Annotated in this window: 14 protein-coding genes; 5 read left to right on the top strand and 9 right to left on the bottom strand. The window is 72.3% G+C overall.

Going from position 1 to position 18699, the window contains the following annotated elements:
- Positions 1-167: 167 nt before the first annotated feature.
- The 5 genes from D474_RS0105630 to D474_RS0105650 form a co-directional block, all read right to left on the bottom strand.
- Positions 168-575, bottom strand: coding sequence for a TadE/TadG family type IV pilus assembly protein (locus D474_RS0105630; RefSeq protein ID WP_017612619.1), 408 nt, complete (start codon positions 573-575; stop codon positions 168-170).
- Positions 572-982 carry a hypothetical protein gene (locus tag D474_RS0105635; RefSeq protein ID WP_152476667.1) on the bottom strand — a complete coding sequence of 137 codons (411 nt, stop codon included), beginning with the start codon at positions 980-982 and terminating at the stop codon, positions 572-574. The genes D474_RS0105630 and D474_RS0105635 overlap by 4 nt, the downstream gene beginning before the upstream one ends.
- 82 nt (positions 983-1064) lie before the next feature.
- Positions 1065-2408, bottom strand: a complete 1344-nt coding sequence (locus D474_RS0105640) for an AAA family ATPase (RefSeq protein ID WP_017612621.1) — start codon at positions 2406-2408, stop codon at positions 1065-1067.
- Positions 2405-3172, bottom strand: a complete 768-nt coding sequence (gene cpaB, locus D474_RS0105645; protein WP_017612622.1) for a Flp pilus assembly protein CpaB — start codon at positions 3170-3172, stop codon at positions 2405-2407. Before cpaB ends, D474_RS0105640 begins: the two co-directional genes overlap by 4 nt.
- A gap of 148 nt (positions 3173-3320) precedes the next feature.
- Entirely contained in the window at positions 3321-4565 is a 1245-nt protein-coding gene (locus tag D474_RS0105650) for a hypothetical protein (protein ID WP_017612623.1), read from the bottom strand.
- Positions 4566-5226: 661 nt separating this feature from the next.
- On the opposite strand from D474_RS0105650, the gene D474_RS0105655 reads away from it, so the two are divergent.
- Positions 5227-5664: a YkvA family protein gene (locus D474_RS0105655; RefSeq protein WP_017612624.1), complete on the top strand. Its 438-nt coding sequence runs from the start codon at positions 5227-5229 to the stop codon at positions 5662-5664.
- 142 nt (positions 5665-5806) lie between these two features.
- Here D474_RS0105655 and D474_RS0105660 read toward each other — a convergent pair whose 3' ends face one another.
- The 4 genes from D474_RS0105660 to D474_RS0105675 form a co-directional block, all read right to left on the bottom strand.
- On the bottom strand, positions 5807-7249 hold the full coding sequence (locus D474_RS0105660; protein ID WP_017612625.1) for a basic amino acid/polyamine antiporter: 1443 nt from the start codon (positions 7247-7249) through the stop codon (positions 5807-5809).
- 191 nt (positions 7250-7440) lie between these two features.
- A complete protein-coding gene (locus D474_RS0105665) occupies positions 7441-10245 on the bottom strand; it encodes a fibronectin type III domain-containing protein (protein WP_026118203.1) in 2805 nt (934 codons plus the stop codon).
- A 46-nt stretch (positions 10246-10291) separates the two neighbouring features.
- Positions 10292-11953 carry an Hsp70 family protein gene (locus tag D474_RS0105670; RefSeq protein WP_017612626.1) on the bottom strand — a complete coding sequence of 554 codons (1662 nt, stop codon included), beginning with the start codon at positions 11951-11953 and terminating at the stop codon, positions 10292-10294.
- Positions 11954-12301: 348 nt separating this feature from the next.
- A complete protein-coding gene (locus tag D474_RS0105675; RefSeq protein ID WP_017612627.1) occupies positions 12302-12991 on the bottom strand; it encodes a GntR family transcriptional regulator in 690 nt (229 codons plus the stop codon).
- Positions 12992-13104: 113 nt separating this feature from the next.
- Here D474_RS0105675 and D474_RS0105680 point away from each other — a divergent pair, with 113 nt between their 5' ends.
- The 4 genes from D474_RS0105680 to D474_RS0105700 all read left to right on the top strand — a co-directional run.
- On the top strand, positions 13105-14271 hold the full coding sequence (locus tag D474_RS0105680) for an enolase C-terminal domain-like protein (protein ID WP_017612628.1): 1167 nt from the start codon (positions 13105-13107) through the stop codon (positions 14269-14271).
- A 493-nt stretch (positions 14272-14764) separates the two neighbouring features.
- Positions 14765-16201, top strand: a complete 1437-nt coding sequence (locus D474_RS0105690) for an SLC13 family permease (RefSeq protein ID WP_017612630.1) — start codon at positions 14765-14767, stop codon at positions 16199-16201.
- A gap of 295 nt (positions 16202-16496) precedes the next feature.
- Complete coding sequence (locus D474_RS0105695; RefSeq protein ID WP_017612631.1) at positions 16497-17210, top strand: toll/interleukin-1 receptor domain-containing protein; 714 nt, start codon at positions 16497-16499, stop codon at positions 17208-17210.
- A partial coding sequence (locus D474_RS0105700; RefSeq protein WP_017612632.1) for a hypothetical protein occupies positions 17207-18699 on the top strand: 1493 nt, incomplete at its 3' end. The genes D474_RS0105695 and D474_RS0105700, both read left to right, overlap by 4 nt.

Raw genomic sequence — 18699 nt, forward strand, 5'->3', positions numbered from 1 at the left:
GTGACACTGCCGCGGTCGGCACGCCCCTCCGAGGCGCGGTCCTCCTCCAGGCGGTCCTTGAGCCCCATCGTCATCCCCCTCGTTCGGTGTCGTCGGTGCGGGCGGCGCTGCCCGCGTGGCAGGTGCGCGTGCTCCGCCGGTCAGCGAGCCCGGCCCCGCCGGTGCCCCTACACATGCGGCATGTCCACCCTCCGCGTCAGCGACAGGTCGAAACCGGCCGAGGAGAACACGATCGGCAGCGAGTGCGAGACCTCCACGTAGAATCCGTCGGCGTCGTTGGTGCCGCTGGTGACGGTGGCGTCCTCCAACCACACCGGCAGGGCCTGGCGGGCGGTGGACTCGGCGCCCTCCAACTGCTGCGTGCCCGCCACCCGGGCGCCCGCGCGCGCCGCCGACTCCAGGCGTTCGACCGCGACGAAGGCGAAGAACGCCTCGAGCGCGACCACGACGACCACCAGCAGGATCGGGAAGACGACCGCGAACTCCAGCAGCGGCCCGCCCCGGTCGGAGTCCCGGCCGCGCCCACGCCACCGGGAGGGGCGGCGGGCGGCCCGGCGGTCAGAGGACGCACTCACGTGTCGTTCCCCCCTCCGGAACCGGCGTCCGCGGAGCCTGAGCCGGAGGCGTCCCCCGAGGTGCCGTCCCCGGTACCGCCGTCGGAACCCCCGCGCGGGTCGACCTCCTGGATCACCGCCGACTCCCCGGTCACGTCCCAGGGGCCGGCCGCGCCCGGCAGGAAGATCGGCATCGCCAGCGTCACCTGTGCGAAACGCCCGTCGTCGCCGCGGTCGACGATCTCGACGGTCATCATGTCCCCGTCGTCCCACGGGGGCCGGACCCGCTTGCGGGCCTCCTCGTCGATGCGTTCGGCGTCGTCGGGGGTGACGGCGGCCTGGCGGGCCGCCTCGGCGGAGGCATGGGAGGCGTACATCGAGGTGATCCCGACCAGCACCACCTGCCACACCAGCGCCAACGCGAGCATCAGGAACGGGACCACTGCGGCGAACTCGACGATCACCCCGCCGCGATCGGACCGCGGGACCCTGTTCCGGGACTCGTCGTGCTCAGCCACCGAACCCACCGGTCCCGTGCGTACCCGGGCCGCGGCCGTTGCCGGGGCGCCCGCCGCCGACGGAGGCGTCCAGGAATCCCGAGACGTCCCGCGTGGACGGCGACCCCGCCGCGGCCGGGGCACCGTCCGGGGGCGTGGGCGCCGACCCCTTGCCCGCGCCCGCCTGCGCGGCCTCGGGCGGGGTCGACAGCTCCAGCTCCGAGGCCGCCCGCGAGAACGCCTTGCGCAACCCCTCGTCGGTGACCTTGGTGGGGTCGCCGTTGTTCTCCCCCGGCTCCAGAGCCCGGTAGGAGGCGGGGATCGGGGTGCGCAACACCTGCGTCCCCAGCAGCTGGCGCAGGAAGTCGGGCTGGATCTCGTTCTTGCGGCTGTGCCGGGTCACCAGTGTGAACACGTCGCTCTGCGCGCGGATCTGCAACCGTTCCCACAGGGCCGTCAACCGCTGCGCCCCCCGGGTGGCGGGCACGTCCGGGGTGACGGTGACGACGGACCGGTCGGCCATCTCCACCGCCATCGCCGTGGCCTCGTTCATCGTGGACCCGCAGTCGACCAGCACCAGCTCGTACCGGGAGCGCAGCGCGGTCAGTACCCGGCGGGCGGCGCGTGCGGACACGTCCTCGCCGCGCTCACCGTGTTCGGGGGCGAGCAGCACGTGCGGTCCGCGCGGGTCGACGTACAGGGTCTCCGAGAGCATGCCAGGCGTGATCTCGTCGCCGGCCTCCACCAGGTCGCTGATGGAACGGCGGTGGCGCAGGTTCAAGAACGCCGGCAGGTCGCCGGTCTGCAGGTCCAGGTCGACCAGGCACACCACCCGGCCCTCGGCAGCGGCGGGCCCGGCCAGCTGTACCGCGCACGTGGTCGTGCCGACCCCGCCCTTGGCGCCGCTGACGGTCACCACCCGGCCGCGCACGCCCGAGACCGGCAGTTCCAGGGAGGCCGACTCCAGGTGGCGGCGCAGCGTGCGCGACCACTCGGCGGCCTTGGTCACCCGGGTCTCCAGCTCGGCGATCCCGGAGTCGGCCGGCAGCACCCCCCGGGCACCGGCCTCCATCGCCGCCGTGAAGGTGTCGGAGTCCATGGTCGTGGACACCAGCAGGACCGCGAGCTGCGGATGGCGGTGCGAGAGGTCCCGTATCGCGTCGAAGACCGGCGCCGGGCCCAGGTCCTGGTGTATGAGGACCACGTCGATCTCGGGGAACTCCCCGGCCGCCTCGATGAGGGTGGCCGTACTGCCCCGAGAGGCCACCAGGTCGGCGGTGGACAGTTCGTCGAAGCGCGCGGACAGCACCATCTCCGTCTCGGAGGTCGGCATGCCCGCCAGCACACGGAAGTTCACTGTTCACCCTCCTCGGCCGGCGCGGGCCGCTGGTCGCCGCCACCGCCGCCGGAGAACTGGTCGGAGAAGTCCTCGCTGCAGAACTCGGCGCCGCCCGGTTCGCCGCCCCCGTCCGCGCTGACCAGGGCCAGGCGGAGCTTGGTGGCGAAGTCCTCGGCGTAGGCCAGCTCCAGTGCGGAATCGGGTTCCAGGCGGAAGGTCACAGGGACCACACCCGTACTGCCGCCGTCGCCGTCCTCCTGCGGGCGCAGCTCCCCGATGTCGAGCACCTCGACCTCGGTCAGGACCCGCACCGCGCACGCGTCGCCGTGGCCGCCGGCCTGGAAGGTCCCGTAGATGTCCACGACCGAGCCGCGCTGCACCTTGCCCGCCACCCCGGTCTCGGCGTCGACCATGATCGCGATCTCGCGTTCGCCGGTGGTCAGGGTGGGCTGGGGCTGGACCATGCCCTGCTGCAGCAGCACGCCCTCCTCCAGGTGGGTGGCGGCGACGAGCTCCTGGTCGGCGGGGGTCTCGACCTCGGACAGGTCGCTGAGGAAGAGCTCCTCGTCGAAGTACATGCGAGGTACGCTCTCGGTCTCCACATGATCGGCGCCCACCGGTTGCCCGGCCTCGACCTCGGAGGACACGCGCAGCACGGTCGCGAACTCGCCGAGCTGGTCCTGCTGGCCGCGCAGGTACACGAAGGCGGAGGCGAACACGGCCACGGCGCCGATGGCGGCCACCACCATGAGCAGGACGCCGCGTCGCTGACGGGGGTTCATGAGGACTGCTCTTTCCGTTCAGGGGTCGTGTCGGGTGCTCTCAGGGGGTCGTGGGCGGGTCGTCGGGTCCGGGCCCGCGCGGGGTGCGGTCGGGCCGTGCCGCGGGGGTCCGCTCATGGGAGGGGCCCGGTGGCGGTGGGCGGGGCGCTCATCGGGGGTGGGTTCTGCGGGCCTCCGTCGCCGGTGGGTGTCCGGGGACCGGGTGGGCACGCAGGTCGGGCAGGGGCTCGGGCTCGGGTTCCGGGGGTGGTAGGGGAGCAGGACGTCCCGTGGGCTGTGCGCTCTCGAGGGCGGCGCCGTTGCGGGGGAGGCCCCCGCGTCGGGGTTCCCGGGTGCGGGCCGGTGCGGTGGTGTCGGCCCTGGTTCCCGGGCTCGGGTGTGCGGGCGGGGAAGGAGCGGGGGACGGTGGGGAGGCGGTGTGGGCCGGGGGCGGGTTTCCTGATGCCTTTCCGGACCGGGTTCCGTTCGGTGGGGCCCCGCCGTGGCCCGGAGCGGCGGAACCGTCGCGCGGCGGAGAGGAGGCCGGACGCGGCGGCATGGGCCGGGTGGCGTTGCCCGCGCAGAAGGGGCACGGCCTGGCGCGCACGGGTTCGCCGCACCACGCGCACAGGGCCGTGCGCAGCGAGCTCGCCGCGTAGGCCAGAGCCTGGGGATGGGCGCTCAGCGCCACGAACTCCACGTATTTCGACGTGCCCCAGTAGGTCGTCCCGAGCGGTTGGGCCGGCAGGCGCCGGGTGGCCACCGGTGCGATGGCCTGCGGAAGGTGCGCGTCGAAGACCCCTGTGATCCCCGGGTCCGGGGTCGAGCACAGCAGTTGGACCGGGCGCACCGGCTGGAAGGGCAGCGTGCGCGCGACCTCCGAGGGCTTGAGCCGGCCCAGACTGCGGCTGGGCGCGCAGTAGGCCAGGTAGGACACCGACGGGGCGAGCGAGCTCATCTGCTGGCGCAACGACACCGGGAACCCGGCCACTTGGGAGACGTTGCCGAGCCAGGCGCCCGCGAGCAGGTGTTTGGGAAGTTCGTCGCTGAGCGCGGCCACCATGCCGGGCGGAACGTAGGGCGCCAGGTAGGCGAGCTGGTCGGCCACGAGCGAGAGTGCCAGCGGCGACAGGTCGACCGCGACCCCGGCCACGTGGTCGTCCCTGGTGGCGCCGCGTGCGAAGTTGACGGCACGCTCGGGGGCCTCGGCCTGCCAGGACGGATAGAGGGCCACGACCTTCTGCCCGGCCTCGGACCGTGCACGGGCGAAGTCGACGAACGCGGCGCTGCGTTCGCCGATGCCGTCGCCGTGCATCGCGAACCGCTGCGCCCGGACCTCGCCCACGTGGCCCGTGCTGGGGATGTCCGCCAACAGGGCGACGGCCGTTGCCGACCGCGGAAGGGCTCTGGACACTGGGCAAGCTCCATCGGTTCTGCGCACTCGGGTGAGTCTTACGCGTCAGTCGGTCCCGTGGGTGATCGGGGTCGGGGACGGGCGGGGGTCGCTGTCACTCGCGGGCGCCACTCGGACGCATCGTAACCAATGTGTGCTGGGGCGCGGGAGGCCCCGTGAGGCCCGGTAAGGGAGGGAACGGGGTGAGTTGTGCACGGTGGTGCACACAGGGTGGTCCCCGGGGGCGGCGGGCGTTCCGGGGTCCGGGGGAGTCCCGACCAGGCAGCACTTGGTCGGACGTGTGCGTCGGGGGCGGAGGCGGCAGGCAGGGGAAGGTTCTCGGTTGGCCGGATGTGGCCACGGACGGTGGTCGATGTGGACAGCGGAGGGAATCGGTTGTTATCGGCCGGGACGCGGGGGTGGCGCGGAATATCGGTCACCTTCTCCACGATCCACGCAGCGCGCCCCGAACACCAGAGCCCGTCGGCGGCCTGTGGACAACCACGGCCCGGTGCGCTGCGGGTGCGGGCCGGGACACACGGCTCGTCCGGAACCCCGCCGGGCCGTGTGTCCCGGCTCGCACCGGGCGTTCCGTGTGATTGCCCGCTCCGAACCCGGGAACGTTCAGGGCCGAATTCGCGTCATATCGTGAGTAGTCACGTTCCCCCCGAGGAGATCAACGATGCGCAAGCAGAACCGCGCCGCCGCCGGTGCGGCGGCCTGGCAGGTCCTCCAGAACACCGGAGGACGGGTTTCGGTGTGGCAGCGGGCGCGCGCCGTGCCACGCATGCTCGGCGCAAAGCTGCGCGGACGCTACCCCCAGCTGGGCCACGGCAAGCTCCTGGCCATGCTCCTGATGGTCGGGTACATCATCTCGCCCATCGACTTCATCCCCGAGCTCTTCTTCTCGGTGTTCGGACTGGTCGACGACGTGGGTGTGGCCGTCTGGCTCACCACGATGCTGCTCGGCGAGAGCGAGCGCTACGTGGAGTGGGAGCGCGACGTCGCCGCGCAGCAGGCCACCCACACCGCGCACGCCGAGCAGGCGAACACCGGGCAGGCCCGGGCCGGCGCCGGCAACCAGGGCACAGAGGCCGCGGCGGCAAGCCCCCGCCGCTGACCGGGACCGGCGGGCCGCACCGGACCGAAGGCGTCGGAGGCCCGCGGCCGGGGCCGGGATGCGCCGCGCCACCTCGCCCTGCTCCCGGCGATTGCGGGGCCCGCGCGCTCGTCCCACCGGCCCGACCCGTCCCACACCGGGGTCAGAGAGTGATCCAACCCGCCAGTAGGGACACCACGGCCGCGACCGCGATCAACACGGTGAGGCCGAAGAGCACCAGCTCCCCGGGCCAGAACACCCGGCGGTTCTGTTCACGGCGCGAGACCGCGAACAGCACCGTCGCCGGTGCGTAGAAGACGAAGGAGACCAGCACCAGCGCCGGACCGGCCGCCACCACCAGGAACGCGGTGTAGGCCGTCGCCGCGGCCGCGATCACCAGGTCGCCCCGGCGCCTCCGCGCGGGTCCGCTCTCGTAGGTGCGGCCCCCGACAGCGAGCTTGAGCGCGTAGGCGGCGGCGAGCAGGAACGGAATCAGCGCCAGCGCCGCCGTCATGTCCAGGGCGAAGTCGAAGGCGTTCTCCGAGAACAGCGTCAGCACCAGTACGGCCTGCGCCAGCAGGGTGCTCAGCAGCAGGGCATTGACCGGGGCATCGCGGTGGTTGACGCGCCCCAGGAACCGCGGCATGTCGCCGTCCTCGGCGGCCACGAACAGCACCTCGGCCGCCATCAGGGTCCACGCGAGGTAGGCACCCAGGACCGCGACGACCAGGCCCGCCGCGACGAACGTGGCGCCCCACGGGCCCACGGCCGCCTCGAGGGCCCCCGCCATCGAGGGCTGCTGGAGCTCGGCGATCTCCTCCATCGGCAGGATCCCGTAGGAGACCAGCGTGACCGAGGCGAAGACCGCCAGCACACTCAGCAGACCCAGGACCGTGGCCTGGCCGACGTGCTCGCGTCGGCGTGCGTGCCGCGAGTACACGCTGGCGCCCTCCACACCCAGGAAGACGAACACCGTCACCAGGAGGGTGCCGCGGACCTGCTCGAACAGGGTCTCGGCGTGAGCGGCGCCGGTAAGGTTGCCGGCCAGGACCTGCGGGTCCAGGGCGAAGAGCGCGAGCAGCACGAACACCACGATCGGCACCAGTTTGGCGACCGTGACGACCCGGTTGACCGCCGTCGCCTCCCGTGCACCCCGGCGGATCATGAGGAAGAACAGCCAGAGCCCGATCGAGGAGACCGCGACCGCGAGGACGGTGTCGCCCGACCCCAACCCGGGCACGGCCGCGCCCAGCGTCGACATGATGAGCACCCAGTAGGTCACGTTGCCCACGCAGGCGCTGGCCCAGTACCCGACCGCGGAGAAGAACCCCACGTATTCGCCGAACCCGGCCTTGGCATAGGCGAAGACCCCCGCGTCCAGGTCGGGGCGGCGCAGGGACAGGCGTTGGAAGACCAGGGCGAGCATGAGCATCCCGGATCCGGCCACGGTCCAGGCGATGATCGCTCCGAGCACGCCCGTCTCCTGGGCGAACCGCTGCGGCAAGGAGAACACGCCCGCGCCGACCATCGACCCGACGACCATTGCGGTCAACGTCAGGCGGGAGACCTCGGCCGCCCGGGGCGGAGGCGAGTGCTGGTCCACCATGGGTCGGCCCCCTCGGCCGGGCGCTGCGGGTCGTCTCCACCGGCGGCCGGGGTGCCCGGCGGGCCCGGCCCGTGTCGATCGTGCCACCGGCCCTGTCGGCGGAAGGTCCAACGCGCCGGTCCCGACCTGGGCGTATGCGCGGCTCGGGGACGTGGGGCGCACGGAGCGCCGGGAGCGCACCGCGGGTCACCTCACAGCCGCAACTCCCGTTCGGAGGGTCGGCGCGGGTGTGCGCGCGTAGGCCCTTCCAGATCCGGGACCGGGAAGCACACGAGCCGCCCGGGCTCCGCCCCCGGCGGGGGACGCACCCGGACCTGCGTGTGCTCGCCCGCCCGCCGTACACCGGCCGAGAAGGTCGCCAGGACCTGACCCTGCGCCACGGAGTGCGGCTGCACGCGTTCGGGGGCGTGCACCACTGCGATCTCGGGAACCGTGCCCGAGGTCTCCGCCGTCAGGTGCACGGCGCGGTCCCGGCGCCACCACCCCACTGCCTCCACCCGGTAGGCGACCACGACCGCGCCGGGCACACCCGCCCGGACCGGGGCGCTCATCGCCTCACCCGGGCAAGCGGGCATCACCGTGCGCACCGACACCTCCACGGGGCCGGGGCCCATGGGGGCCTCGAACCCGCCCTCGCTCTCGTCCGGGCAGCGGGCACAGAACATGCGCCCGCTGCTGTCCTCGAGCCCGCCGTCGTTCCCGTTCCGGGGGTCGTCGCAACGCCGGAGCCAGACATCGGAGGCGGCCTCGCCGTGCACCTCGCCGACGTGCCCACCACCGGGCCCCCGGCCCTCGTCCGCGCCCTCGCACCGACCTCCGGAGATCCCCCCGCTGTCGACCGGGCGCCATTCCACCAGGGCGCTCGAGGCGTGCTCGGGCCAGGTCCACGACAGACGCACCTGCGCCCCGGACCGCTGCGCCTGCAGGTCCTCCACCCGCGGCACCCGCGTGATGCGGCGGTGCGCCCCGGCCAGCCGCTGCTCGCCGTCCACCGTCACCGCGAGCACATGGCTCCTACCGGCCAGAACCGGGACCCGCACCCCGGTCCTCCCGCCCTCGACCGGCCCCGGAGGCTCCACCACCTCGTCCCCGAAGGCTGCCAGGTCCTGCCCGCTCAACCGGGCCCCCGCCTCCCACGCGGGCTCGCGCCGACCCACCCACAACGCCACGCGCCCGCGCGCGGAAGAAGACGGCCACGACACCACCGTGCCCTCCTCCCGGTACGCGACCGCCAGGTCCGACACCGGCAGCGGGCCCGGCCCCGGCTCCGCCCGCAGCACCAGACCCGCGGAGCTGCGCGTCCGCCCCGCCGAGGTCAGGTACACAGCCCGGATCCGGTAGAAGTACTCCACCCCCGGCTCCACCGCATGGTCCTGGAACCCGGTCCCGTCCGTGGGAACCCCGACACCGTCGCCTGCGTTGCGCGGGGGAGCGCCGCACCGGCGCAGGACCTCCACGCGCACCGCTTCCTCCGGCACCCGCCACGACGCCGTCACCGCGTACCGGCCCGCCCGCAACCTCAGATCCGCCACGTCCGGGGCCAGCATCACCGGCTCGCAGACCACCGGATGCGACGACGCCCGGCCCCCGCGCACCGCCACCACCGCGTACCGGACATCGGTGCCCACCGGAAGCTCGGTGTCCACCAGCTCCGTGCCGGCCACCTCGCCCACCACGGCACCGCGCTCGGCCGTCCCCCGGCCCGTCACCCGCTCCACCCGGTACCGCACCCCGCCGGCCAGGCTCGGGCTGGGCTGCCACGCCACCACCGCGCGGCTCCCCTCCATCCGAACCGCCACCGATCGCGGCGCCGCCGGGGCGATCTCGGCCAACCGCCCGGCCAAGACCGTGTCGTCGGCGGCCACCTCGACCGCCGACGCCAAGGCCCGCGCCGCCTCCTCCGGGCGGTCGCCGCGCAACGCCTGCTCGGCCCCGCGCACCAGGTCATCGACCTGCCCGGCACGCTCTGCCAACACCCGATGCAGCGCGTGCCCCTCCGGCAGGTCCACCGCCGCCCGCTGGGCACGCCGCAACAGGTGGTCCGCGAGCAGCGCCCGCACCTCGTCCTCGGCCCGCGCTCCCAGGTCAGGGCCCGGACCCGTGCGCCGCACCGCCGCCGCCAACAGACGGGCCTCCCGCTCGTCCAGCCCCAGCCGCACCCACGGGCGCACCAACCCCGACTCCGACAGCGCGATCGGACGTGCGCGCAGGTCGCAGACGACCTCCCACAGGACCACCGCCTCGCGTACGTCCCGGTCGCCGTCCGCGCGCAGGATCGACAGCACGTTCTCCGCGGCCGCCTTGCCGTCGGTGAGCGCCTCCGCCCCCAACCCGGCCCGCGCCTCGGCCAACGCCTCCTCGCCGAGCCCCGCGCCGTCGGCCAGCCGGAACCCGTCCAGCACGGTGAACCCGCGTTCCAGCCGCCGGGGCCCGAACACCAGCGCAGGGGAGAAGGCCGCCCCGCACGTGCGCAGGTTCTCCTGCAGGGTCCGGAAGGTGGGAACCGGCGCCCGCACCGGTAGCCGGGGCAGGTCTTCCACCACGTGCACACCCCGGTCGGCCAGCACCTGTTCGGCGCGGCTCTCATCGATGCCCACCGACCGGATCATGCCGCGCAGCTCGGCGCGTTCGAGCAGCGACGTGGTCAGGCTGCCGGCGATCTCGGCCCATTCCCGGGCCGCGCGCTGCCGGTCCTGCTCGCGGACGGACGCGAAGTGGTCGTGGGTCAGGTGCCCGCAACGGTGAAGCCTGTCGTGCGCAGCCACCAGGTCCACGAGCACCTTCTTCAGTGCCCGTCTCCGCAGCCGCAGCCCGCGCCAGTGGGTGCACACGCGCTCCACGTGCTCACTGAAGGCCTCGGGGTCGGTGCGCAGCTGCTGCTCCAGGGCCGGGCCGATGCCGTAGCGCACGAACAGGTCGGCCGGCGGGCCCTCCAGCCGGGCGGGAGCGAGCACCTCGTCCTCGTAGCGCCTGCGTTCCCGTGCGTCCCAGGACATCGGTCAGGTCCTCCTGCCTCTCGTCGGCTCGCCCGTCGCGGACCGCTCACCCCGAGGTGCGGATCAGCCCCACCGCATCGCGGGCGGCCGCCACGCTCTCCGGGCTCATCCCGCCGATCCGGATGTCGAACCGCACCTGGCTGCCGCCCTCCGGCTCCCAGGCCCGCACGTTCAGCAGCCCCGTCTCCGTCAGGTGGAACTCCACCCGGAACGGGGTGTTGGCCGGGCTCGGCGGCAACCCGCTCAGCACCGCGTCCCCGATCTGCACGTTGTGTTTGAGCTCCTCCGACAGCACCGCGCCGGCCTGCTCCCACACGTCGATGCGCACCGCCTCCTGGCCCGCCCACACCGTCGCGAACCCGTCCTGGGCCACCGCGGGCAGCGGGGCGTTGGCCTCCAACAGGTGGCTGACGTACTGGCGGGCCGCCATCGGGTCGCTCTCGTAGACCGGGTCGGAGCTGTCGATGGTCTTGACCCCGAACGCCCGCGGGGACACACTCGTCACGGTCTTGTCGGCCAGGCGCTCGACCTCCTCGGTGCTCAGCCCCAGACGCCGTCCGACCTCCTCGGCGCGCCGGCGCACCGCCTCCGGGCCGTCCTCGGGGCCTTCCCCCGCGGTGTCCGAGGAGCCGGGCCGGGCCATCACGCTCTTGACCCGCCGCACCAGGGCGAACAGCGCGGCGCCCTTGGCCACCGCCAGGTCGGGCTCGTGCAGGCGCGGCTCGAACCCGAACCGGGAGCGCAACGCCGCCGAGACCGCCGGCATCCGGGTCATCCCGCCGACGAGCAGCACGTCGTCGAAGCCGTCCACACCCCGCTCGCGGGCGGTGGCCACGGTGCGCTCGGTGATGGTGAGGGTGCGCTCCAACAGGTCGGCGGTGAGCGCCTCGAAGTCCTCCCGGCTCAGCTCCACCCGCACCGACGCCCCCGCGAAACGCAGGTTGTGGCGGGCGCCCTCGCGCACGGTCAGCGACCGCTTGAGGCGCTCGGCCGCGGCCGACACGTCCTGCAGGAACTGCTCGTCCCCGCCCGGGTCGGCCTCCGGGTACTGGGCGCCGAACCGTTCCAACAGGTGGTCGGTGAGCTTCTCGTCCCAGTCGGCGCCGCCCAGCCGGTGGTCGCCGTCGGTGCACACCACCCGCACGTCGTTGTCCTCGACCCGGATCACCGTGGTGTCGAACGTGCCCCCGCCCAGGTCGTAGACGAGCAGGTGGCGCGGGCCCCGCTCGGCGTCCAGGCTCTGGTAGTGCAGCGCCGCCGCCACCGGTTCGGGCACCACGTCCAGCACCGTCAGCCCCGCGATCTCGCCGGCCCGCCGGGTCGCCTCGCGCTCGGTCACCCCGAAATAGGCCGGGACGGTGACGACGACCTCCTCCACCTCGGTGCGGTCGTGCTCCCCGGCCGCGCGCGCCAGCTCGCGCAGGATCAGCGCCGAGACCGTTTCCGGGGTGTGCTCGTTGCCGTGGTACTCGAAGCGGGCCTGCTCACCCATCTGCCGCTTGACCAGTGAGACCACCTGATCGGGCAGCAGGAGCGCGGTGTTCTTGGCCTCCTCGCCGACCACGACGTTGGTGGGCGACTCGAAGAAGACCACCGAGGGGGTGGTGTCCTCGCCCGCCGCGTTCTTGGTGACGTGGGCGCGCCCGGTGCCGTCCACCGCCGCCACGCACGAGTAGGTGGTGCCGAGGTCGATGCCGTACGTGCTCAATGGACCCTCCTGGTCACGGCGGCGCCGGGGCGCCGAACGGGCAGCGGGGCGGAGCGCGGCGGGTCCGTGGGGAGGGGGAATTCCCCGGGGTTCCTTCCTCCGCCGTTTCGCGAACAGATCATATAACCGCTCGGGCCCCTGCGTGGGGCAGGTCGGAAAAAAAGTGGTGCGGGGTCCGGAATATCCCGTTCGGGGGTGTTTCTATTTTGTTTTGTTCGTTTCTGACCTGCGCCGATGGTGTGCACTGTGCATGGCTTCAGGGGTTTGTGGGGCGCATTCTTCCGTTCCGTGTGTTCCAACCGATCCGGGCGTAGGAAAAATGCACAGGCGGCGGCGTCCGGGTCTTGATCATGTGTGGAGGGCCCCTGCGCCCGCCCGGTTCTCGAGTGCGCCCGGGACGACGGCCCCGAGGCTGTGGCGTATGTGGGAGCGGACCAGGTCGGCCGCTCCGGCGGCGTCGCCGTCCACGACGAGCTCCAGGATCTCGTGGTGCTCGTTGAGGTCGACGGTGCGCGGATCCTCGCCCGCGGGAAGTGCCAGGCCGATCCTCCGGTAGCGGTCGGCCTTGTCCCACAGGTCGTCCAGCAGTCTGGTCAGGACCTTGTTGTGGGAGGTCGCGTAGATGGCCCGGTGGAAGGCGCGGTGCGCCGTGATGGCCTCCTCGCCCCAGGCGCGGGTGACGGGAAGGAGCGCGTCGGCCGCCGCACGCATGGCGGCGATCTCGTCCTCCGTCCGGCGCAGCGCGGCCAGTTCCGTGGCCGAGGGCTCCAGGGAGTAGCGGACCTCCAGCAGTTCGCGTGCTTCGGCGGCGCTCATCGATGCGACGCGAACGTCCCGGTGGGCGTCCATCTCCACCCAGTCCTCGCTGGCCAGTCGCCTGATGGCCTCGCGCAGGGGTGTGATGCTCATGCCGAGCTCGTCCGCCAGTTCGTACTGCGACAGGCGTGAGCCCGGGCTGAGCTCGCCGGAGGTGATGCGGCGCCGCAGCTCCGTGTAGGCCAAGCCGCCCTTGCTCGAGAAGGCGTTCGCCCCGCTCATAGTGTCCTCTCTCACGCGGTTCTCACCCACGGGCTTGTGATGTGCGCCTCGTTCAGCCTAGGGTCCGGATAGCTTATAAGCCTCTTATAAGGCATACACGGAGGAACCGGACCATGAAAATCGTTTCGGCGCACGCCGGGACCATCCCGATCAGCTCGTCGATGCGCAACGCGTTCATCGACTTCAGCACCATGGACTGCACGGTCCTCGCCCTGGTCAGCGACGTGGTGGTCGACGGTGAGCCCCTGGTCGGCTACGGCTTCAGCTCCAACGGCCGCTACAACGCCACCGCGATCCTGAACGAACGCATCCTGCCCCGCCTGCAGAACGCCCCGGCCGAGGAGCTCCTCGACTCCGACGGCACCCTCTCACCCGCCCGGGCGTGGGACGTCATGATGCGCAACGAGAAGCCCGGCGGGCACGGCGAACGCTCCGTCGCCGTCGGGGTGGCGGACATGGCCCTGCACGACCTCGCCGCCAAGGCCGCGGGTGTGCCGCTGTACCGGTGGATCTCCGACCACTACGGCGACGGCTCACCCGACGAGGACGTCTTCGTCTACGCAGCCGGCGGGTACTACGCCCCCGGAAAGACCACCGCCGACCTGCAGGACGAGATGCGGGGCTTCCTCGACTCCGGGTACGAGGTCGTCAAGATCAAGATCGGCGGCGCCGACCTGGCCCAGGACCTCGAACGCATCGAGGCCGTCATCGACGTGCTCGACGGCGACGGTTCCCGCCTCATGGTCGACGTCAACGGCAGGTTCGATCTGGACACCGCGCTGGAGTACGGCCGGGCCATCGACCGCTACGGCCTCTTCTGGTACGAGGAGGTCGGCGACCCGCTCGACTACAGCCTCAACGCGACGCTCTCCGAGCGCTACCGCAACCCCATCGCGACCGGCGAGAACCTCTTCTCCCTGCAGGACGCCCGCAACCTCGTCCGCCACGGCGGCATGCGCCCGGACCGCGACTTTCTCCAGGTCGACCCCGCGCTGAGCTACGGGCTCACCGAGTACCGCAGGGTCCTGGACATGCTCGACCAGCACGGATGGTCCTCCCGCAGGTGCATCCCCCACGGCGGACACCAGTTCTCCCTGCACATCGCTGCCGCGCTCAAACTCGGCGGGAACGAGTCCTACCCCGGCGAGTTCCGGCCCACAGGCGGGTTCACCGACGACGCGGTGATCTCCCGCGGACGGGTGGCACCGGGGGAGCGCCCCGGCATCGGACTCGAGGGCAAGGCGGAGTTCCACGAGGTCCTGAGGGGCCTGCACACCTGAGGCCGCCCGCGGATCCGTGACCGTCGGCGGCCCGAGGCCACGCGAGGCCGCCGGCGCACACACGAGTTCCTCGGATCCCCGGTGAGCCACACACCCACCCCCCGGCTGCGCCCGTGCGCCCAGTACGACGCATCCCCACCGGCCGGCCCGCGGGCGTCCCGCCCTTGCCCGACGCGGCCCTGTGCCCTCCCCCGAGCCGGCCCACCACCCGAGACCACCGCCGAAGAAGGTGCATCCATGGCAGCCTCCTACGCGCACTCCCTCTGGGGGAGCCTGTGGGAATCCCACCGACAGATCAAGGACCTGCTGACGTTCTCCCCGCGGCGCCAGGCGCTGCGGACCGAGTTCGCGGCGGCCGGCCGCGGCGGCGACAACGNGCGCCGTTGCCCGTGACGCGGACGCCGGGGGATCCGGCCCCGACGAGGACCCCGAAGACACCGGGCCCGCGCCCGGTTACACCCCCGCGCGCATCGTCGGACTGATCCTCGGTCCCGTGCTGTTCGCCCTGACCCTCCTGTTCTTCGAGGCCGACGGGCTCTCGCCGGAGGGACACGCGGTCCTGGCCACCACACTCTGGGTCGCGACCTGGTGGATCACCGAGGCGATCCCGATCCCGGCCACGTCCCTGCTCCCGATCGTGCTCCTGCCCCTGACCGGGGCGCTGGACGGCGACACCGTGGTGTCTGCGTACGGCGACGACATCATCTTCCTGTTCCTCGGCGGGTTCGCCATCGCGATCGCCATGGAGAAGTGGAACCTGCACCGGCGCATCGCGCTCACCATCGTCTCGGCGATCGGTACGAGCCCGCGGCGCATCATCCTCGGGTTCATGGTCGCGACCGCCTTCCTCTCGATGTGGGTGTCCAACACCGCGGCCACGATGATGATGATCCCGGTCGGCCTGGCCGTCGTGTACCAGGCCGCGCGTGCGCTGGGCAAGGGCGAACACAGCGACGACCTGCCGAAGTTCGAGAAGGCCATCATCTTCGGCATCGGATACGCGGCCACGATCGGCGGCCTCGGCACGCTCATCGGGACACCGCCCCTGGCCATCCTGTCGGCGACGGTCGGACCACTCTTCGACCAGAGGATCGGGTTCGCCGAGTGGATGGTGTTCGGCGTCCCGATCGTCGTCGTTCTCCTGGCTCTGGCGTGGTTCTACCTCACCGGTATCCAGTTCCGTGTCGGGTTCAAGCACCTGCCCGGCGGCGCTGAGAGCATCCGTGCGGAGAAGAGGGCCCTCGGAGGTATGTCCGCCGAGGAGAAGATCGTCTTCACCGTGTTCCTCGGTGCCGCCTTCATGTGGATCACCAGGACCTTCCTCTGGGAGGACCTCCTCCCGGAGCTCAGCGACGGCATCATCGCGGTGGTCGCCATGGTGGCCCTGTTCACGCTGCCCACGCGGGAGAACCGGGAGAAGAGGATCCTGCGCTGGGAGGACTCCAAGAAGATCCCGTGGGGCATCCTCCTGCTGTTCGGCGGTGGACTGGCCATCGCCGCGGGCTTCGTCGACACCGGGCTCTCGGAGTGGATCGGCGATCAGCTGCGCGCGCTCGACGGTGTCAACACCTTCCTGGTCATCATCATCGCTGCCACACTCGTGCTGTTCCTGACCGAGATCACCTCGAACGCCGCGACGGCGACGATGATCCTCCCGGTGATGGCCGCCCTCGCCGTCTCCCTGGGCATCCACCCCTACGCGCTGATGGTCCCCTGCGCGATGGCCGCGAACTGCGCGTTCATGCTCCCGGTCGGAACCCCTCCGAACGCGATCATGTTCGGTACCGGAAGAGTGACCATCATGGAGATGGTCAGAACCGGGTTCTGGCTCAATCTGCTCGCGCTCACCCTGGTCTGCCTCGGCGCGATCTACCTGCTGCCGTGGATCTGGGGCATCGACCTGATGGCCACGCCCGCCGGGTTCCTCTGATCCCGGTTCCCGACCCCGGACCCCTCTGCCGCCGTGGGCCGCCGTTCCCGCACTCCGGGTCGGCGGCCCACGCCGTGTGCCGGGTCGGGAAACGGCAGGAGCCACGGATGCGCTGTTCGGCGCGTTGCGCGCCTGTATTTCCCGTTCCGTGCGTTTCCCGTTTCCCTCCGAACGGGCGTGAGGAAACGGGCCTTTCCGTCTTTCCTCCCGTGCTCGCGGTGTAGATCATCCTCCGTGGGGTTCCGGTGCATTCCGGTTCCCCGCCATGTGCATTCACGCGTCGAGGAGGGGAACCGTGCACACGTGTTTCATCAACTACCGAACCGGTGACGGAGAGCATGTCGCCACCACGCTGAGCCGGACACTGGCCGACCGGTTCGGGGACGACGAGGTCTTCCTCGCCTCCCGGTCGATCGAGGTCGGACGCGACTTCGAACAGGGGTTGCAACAGGCCCTCGCCCGCTGCGAGGTGCTGTTCGCCGTCGTGGGCAACGACTGGCTCGACCGGTCCGGACCGAGCGGGCGCGCACTCGACGACCCGAACGACTGGGTGCGGCGCGAGATCGCCTCGGTGCTGCAGACCGGCGTGGTCGTCCCGGTCCTGATCGACCGTGCCCCGCGGCTCAAGCGGGAGCAGCTGCCCGAGGAGCTCCAGGCGATGGCCCGGTGCCAGTACCGGCGGTACGACCACCGCAACTCCGACGCCGACCTCGAACAGATCGTGGAGGCCGCCCTCGTGGCCGCGCCCCGGTTGGAAGAGCTGCTCGTCGAACCCGACGAGGGGGACACCGGCGCCGGGGTCGCCAACGGCATGCACGACGTGTCCGGGGTCGGGATCCAGGCCGGTTCGTACACAAACCACGGGGTCAGCGGTGTGCAGACTGGCGGCGGCGCGGTCATCACCGGGACGCAGAGGCCCGTCACGACCGGGCCGCAGTACAACAATTCCCAGGTGCACAACGGGTCCGGGACACAGAACAACCGGATCACCGGCCGGGGCGGCGTGTGAGCGCCCACGGCCCCGCGCCGACCTCCGTGGCGCACACACGCGGACCCGTGCACGCCGGAGACGGGCCGCAGTACAACGGTGCCGCAGTGCACACCGGCGCGGGCGCGCAGAACAACTACTACGGGGACGTCGACGGAACGCACCGCACCCTGGAGGACCACAAGCTCCGGCGCGAGGGGGCGGCCTTCCGGGCGCAATGGCTCAAGGAGGTCAGGGAACGCTTCGTCCACCCGCCCGGGCACGACGAGGAGGCCCTCAGAGCACGGCTGGAGAACGGGGAGCCCCTGGTCCTGTCGGGCGAACCCGGGCGGGGGCGCGAGGCGCTGGCCCAGACCGTCCTCGTGCCCGAGGGCGAGGAGACCAACGGCCTGCGCCACATCTACGCCGAGGGCGGGTTCTGGTTCGAAGGCAGTCTCTCCCCGGGCGAACGCCTCCTGCTCGACCTGCGCGGCGAACTCAGCTACCGCTCCTGGCCCGGCCTCCTGCGCGCGTTCGCCGGGGCCGCCGCCGACGCGGGCGCACGCCTGGTGGTACTCCTGGACCGGCGTATGGAGCGTGACCTGCCCGAGGACCTGCGCAGTCAGGCGGTACCGGTTCGGCGCCCCGATCCCCGGCTGGTCCTGGCCTCGCATCTGAAGGGGGCCGGTCTTCCCGCGCCGCCCGCGGATCGCGGCGCCACACGGCTGCACGCCTGGCTCGACGCGGCCGGGGCCGGGGAGATCGCCGACCTCGCACGACGGGCCGGCCACGCCCTCACAGCGGGCTCCAGTGCCCGGTCCGTCGCCGAGTGGATCGACGCGGTACTCGGCGCCGGGCACGACGGCATCGACGACGACCTCGACGCCCGCGACGGCCGCGCCCGTGCCCTCCTCCTCACCGTCGCGTTCCTCGAAGGCGCCGGACTGGAGGAGGTCGCCGAGGCCGGTACGGCGTTACTGGAACGCACCGGAGGGGAGGCCGAGTGTGTCCCCATCGAACGGGCGTCGTTCACCGCCGAACTCCGGGGCCTGGGTGTGACGGTCGAGCACAGGCGGGTCCGCTTCGCCGACCCGTGGCGCGCCCAGGTGCTCCGCGAGGTCTTCTGGGACGGACACCCGCACCTGCACGAGCACGTGGGCGCTTGGGTGGACCGCTGCGTCACCGGGGACACTCTGCCGCCCGGCCGGCGCGACCAGGCCGCCCGCAACTGGGCCGCGCAGCTCCTGCGCGCACGCAGGCCCGAACCGCTCCTGGAACGCGCCCGCGCCTGGGCGGCCCAGGACCGCCCCCAGGGCGGGTCGCTGTTGGTCGAGGCGTTGTACGACCGGGGCCAGGGGATCAGGGTGCGGCAGCGCTCCTACGGCTGGGCGAAGGACCCCGACCTGCCGGTCCCCTTCGCCCTGACCCTGGCCTCCCTGTGCGCCGAGCACATGGTCGTCACCCACGCCGACCAGGCCCTGGTGCGGCTCCGCCACCTCGCGGCGCACCCTCGGGCCGGGGTGGCCGAGGA

The sequence above is a fragment of the Nocardiopsis salina YIM 90010 genome, assembly GCF_000341025.1.
GTDB classification, from domain to species: domain Bacteria; phylum Actinomycetota; class Actinomycetes; order Streptosporangiales; family Streptosporangiaceae; genus Nocardiopsis; species Nocardiopsis salina.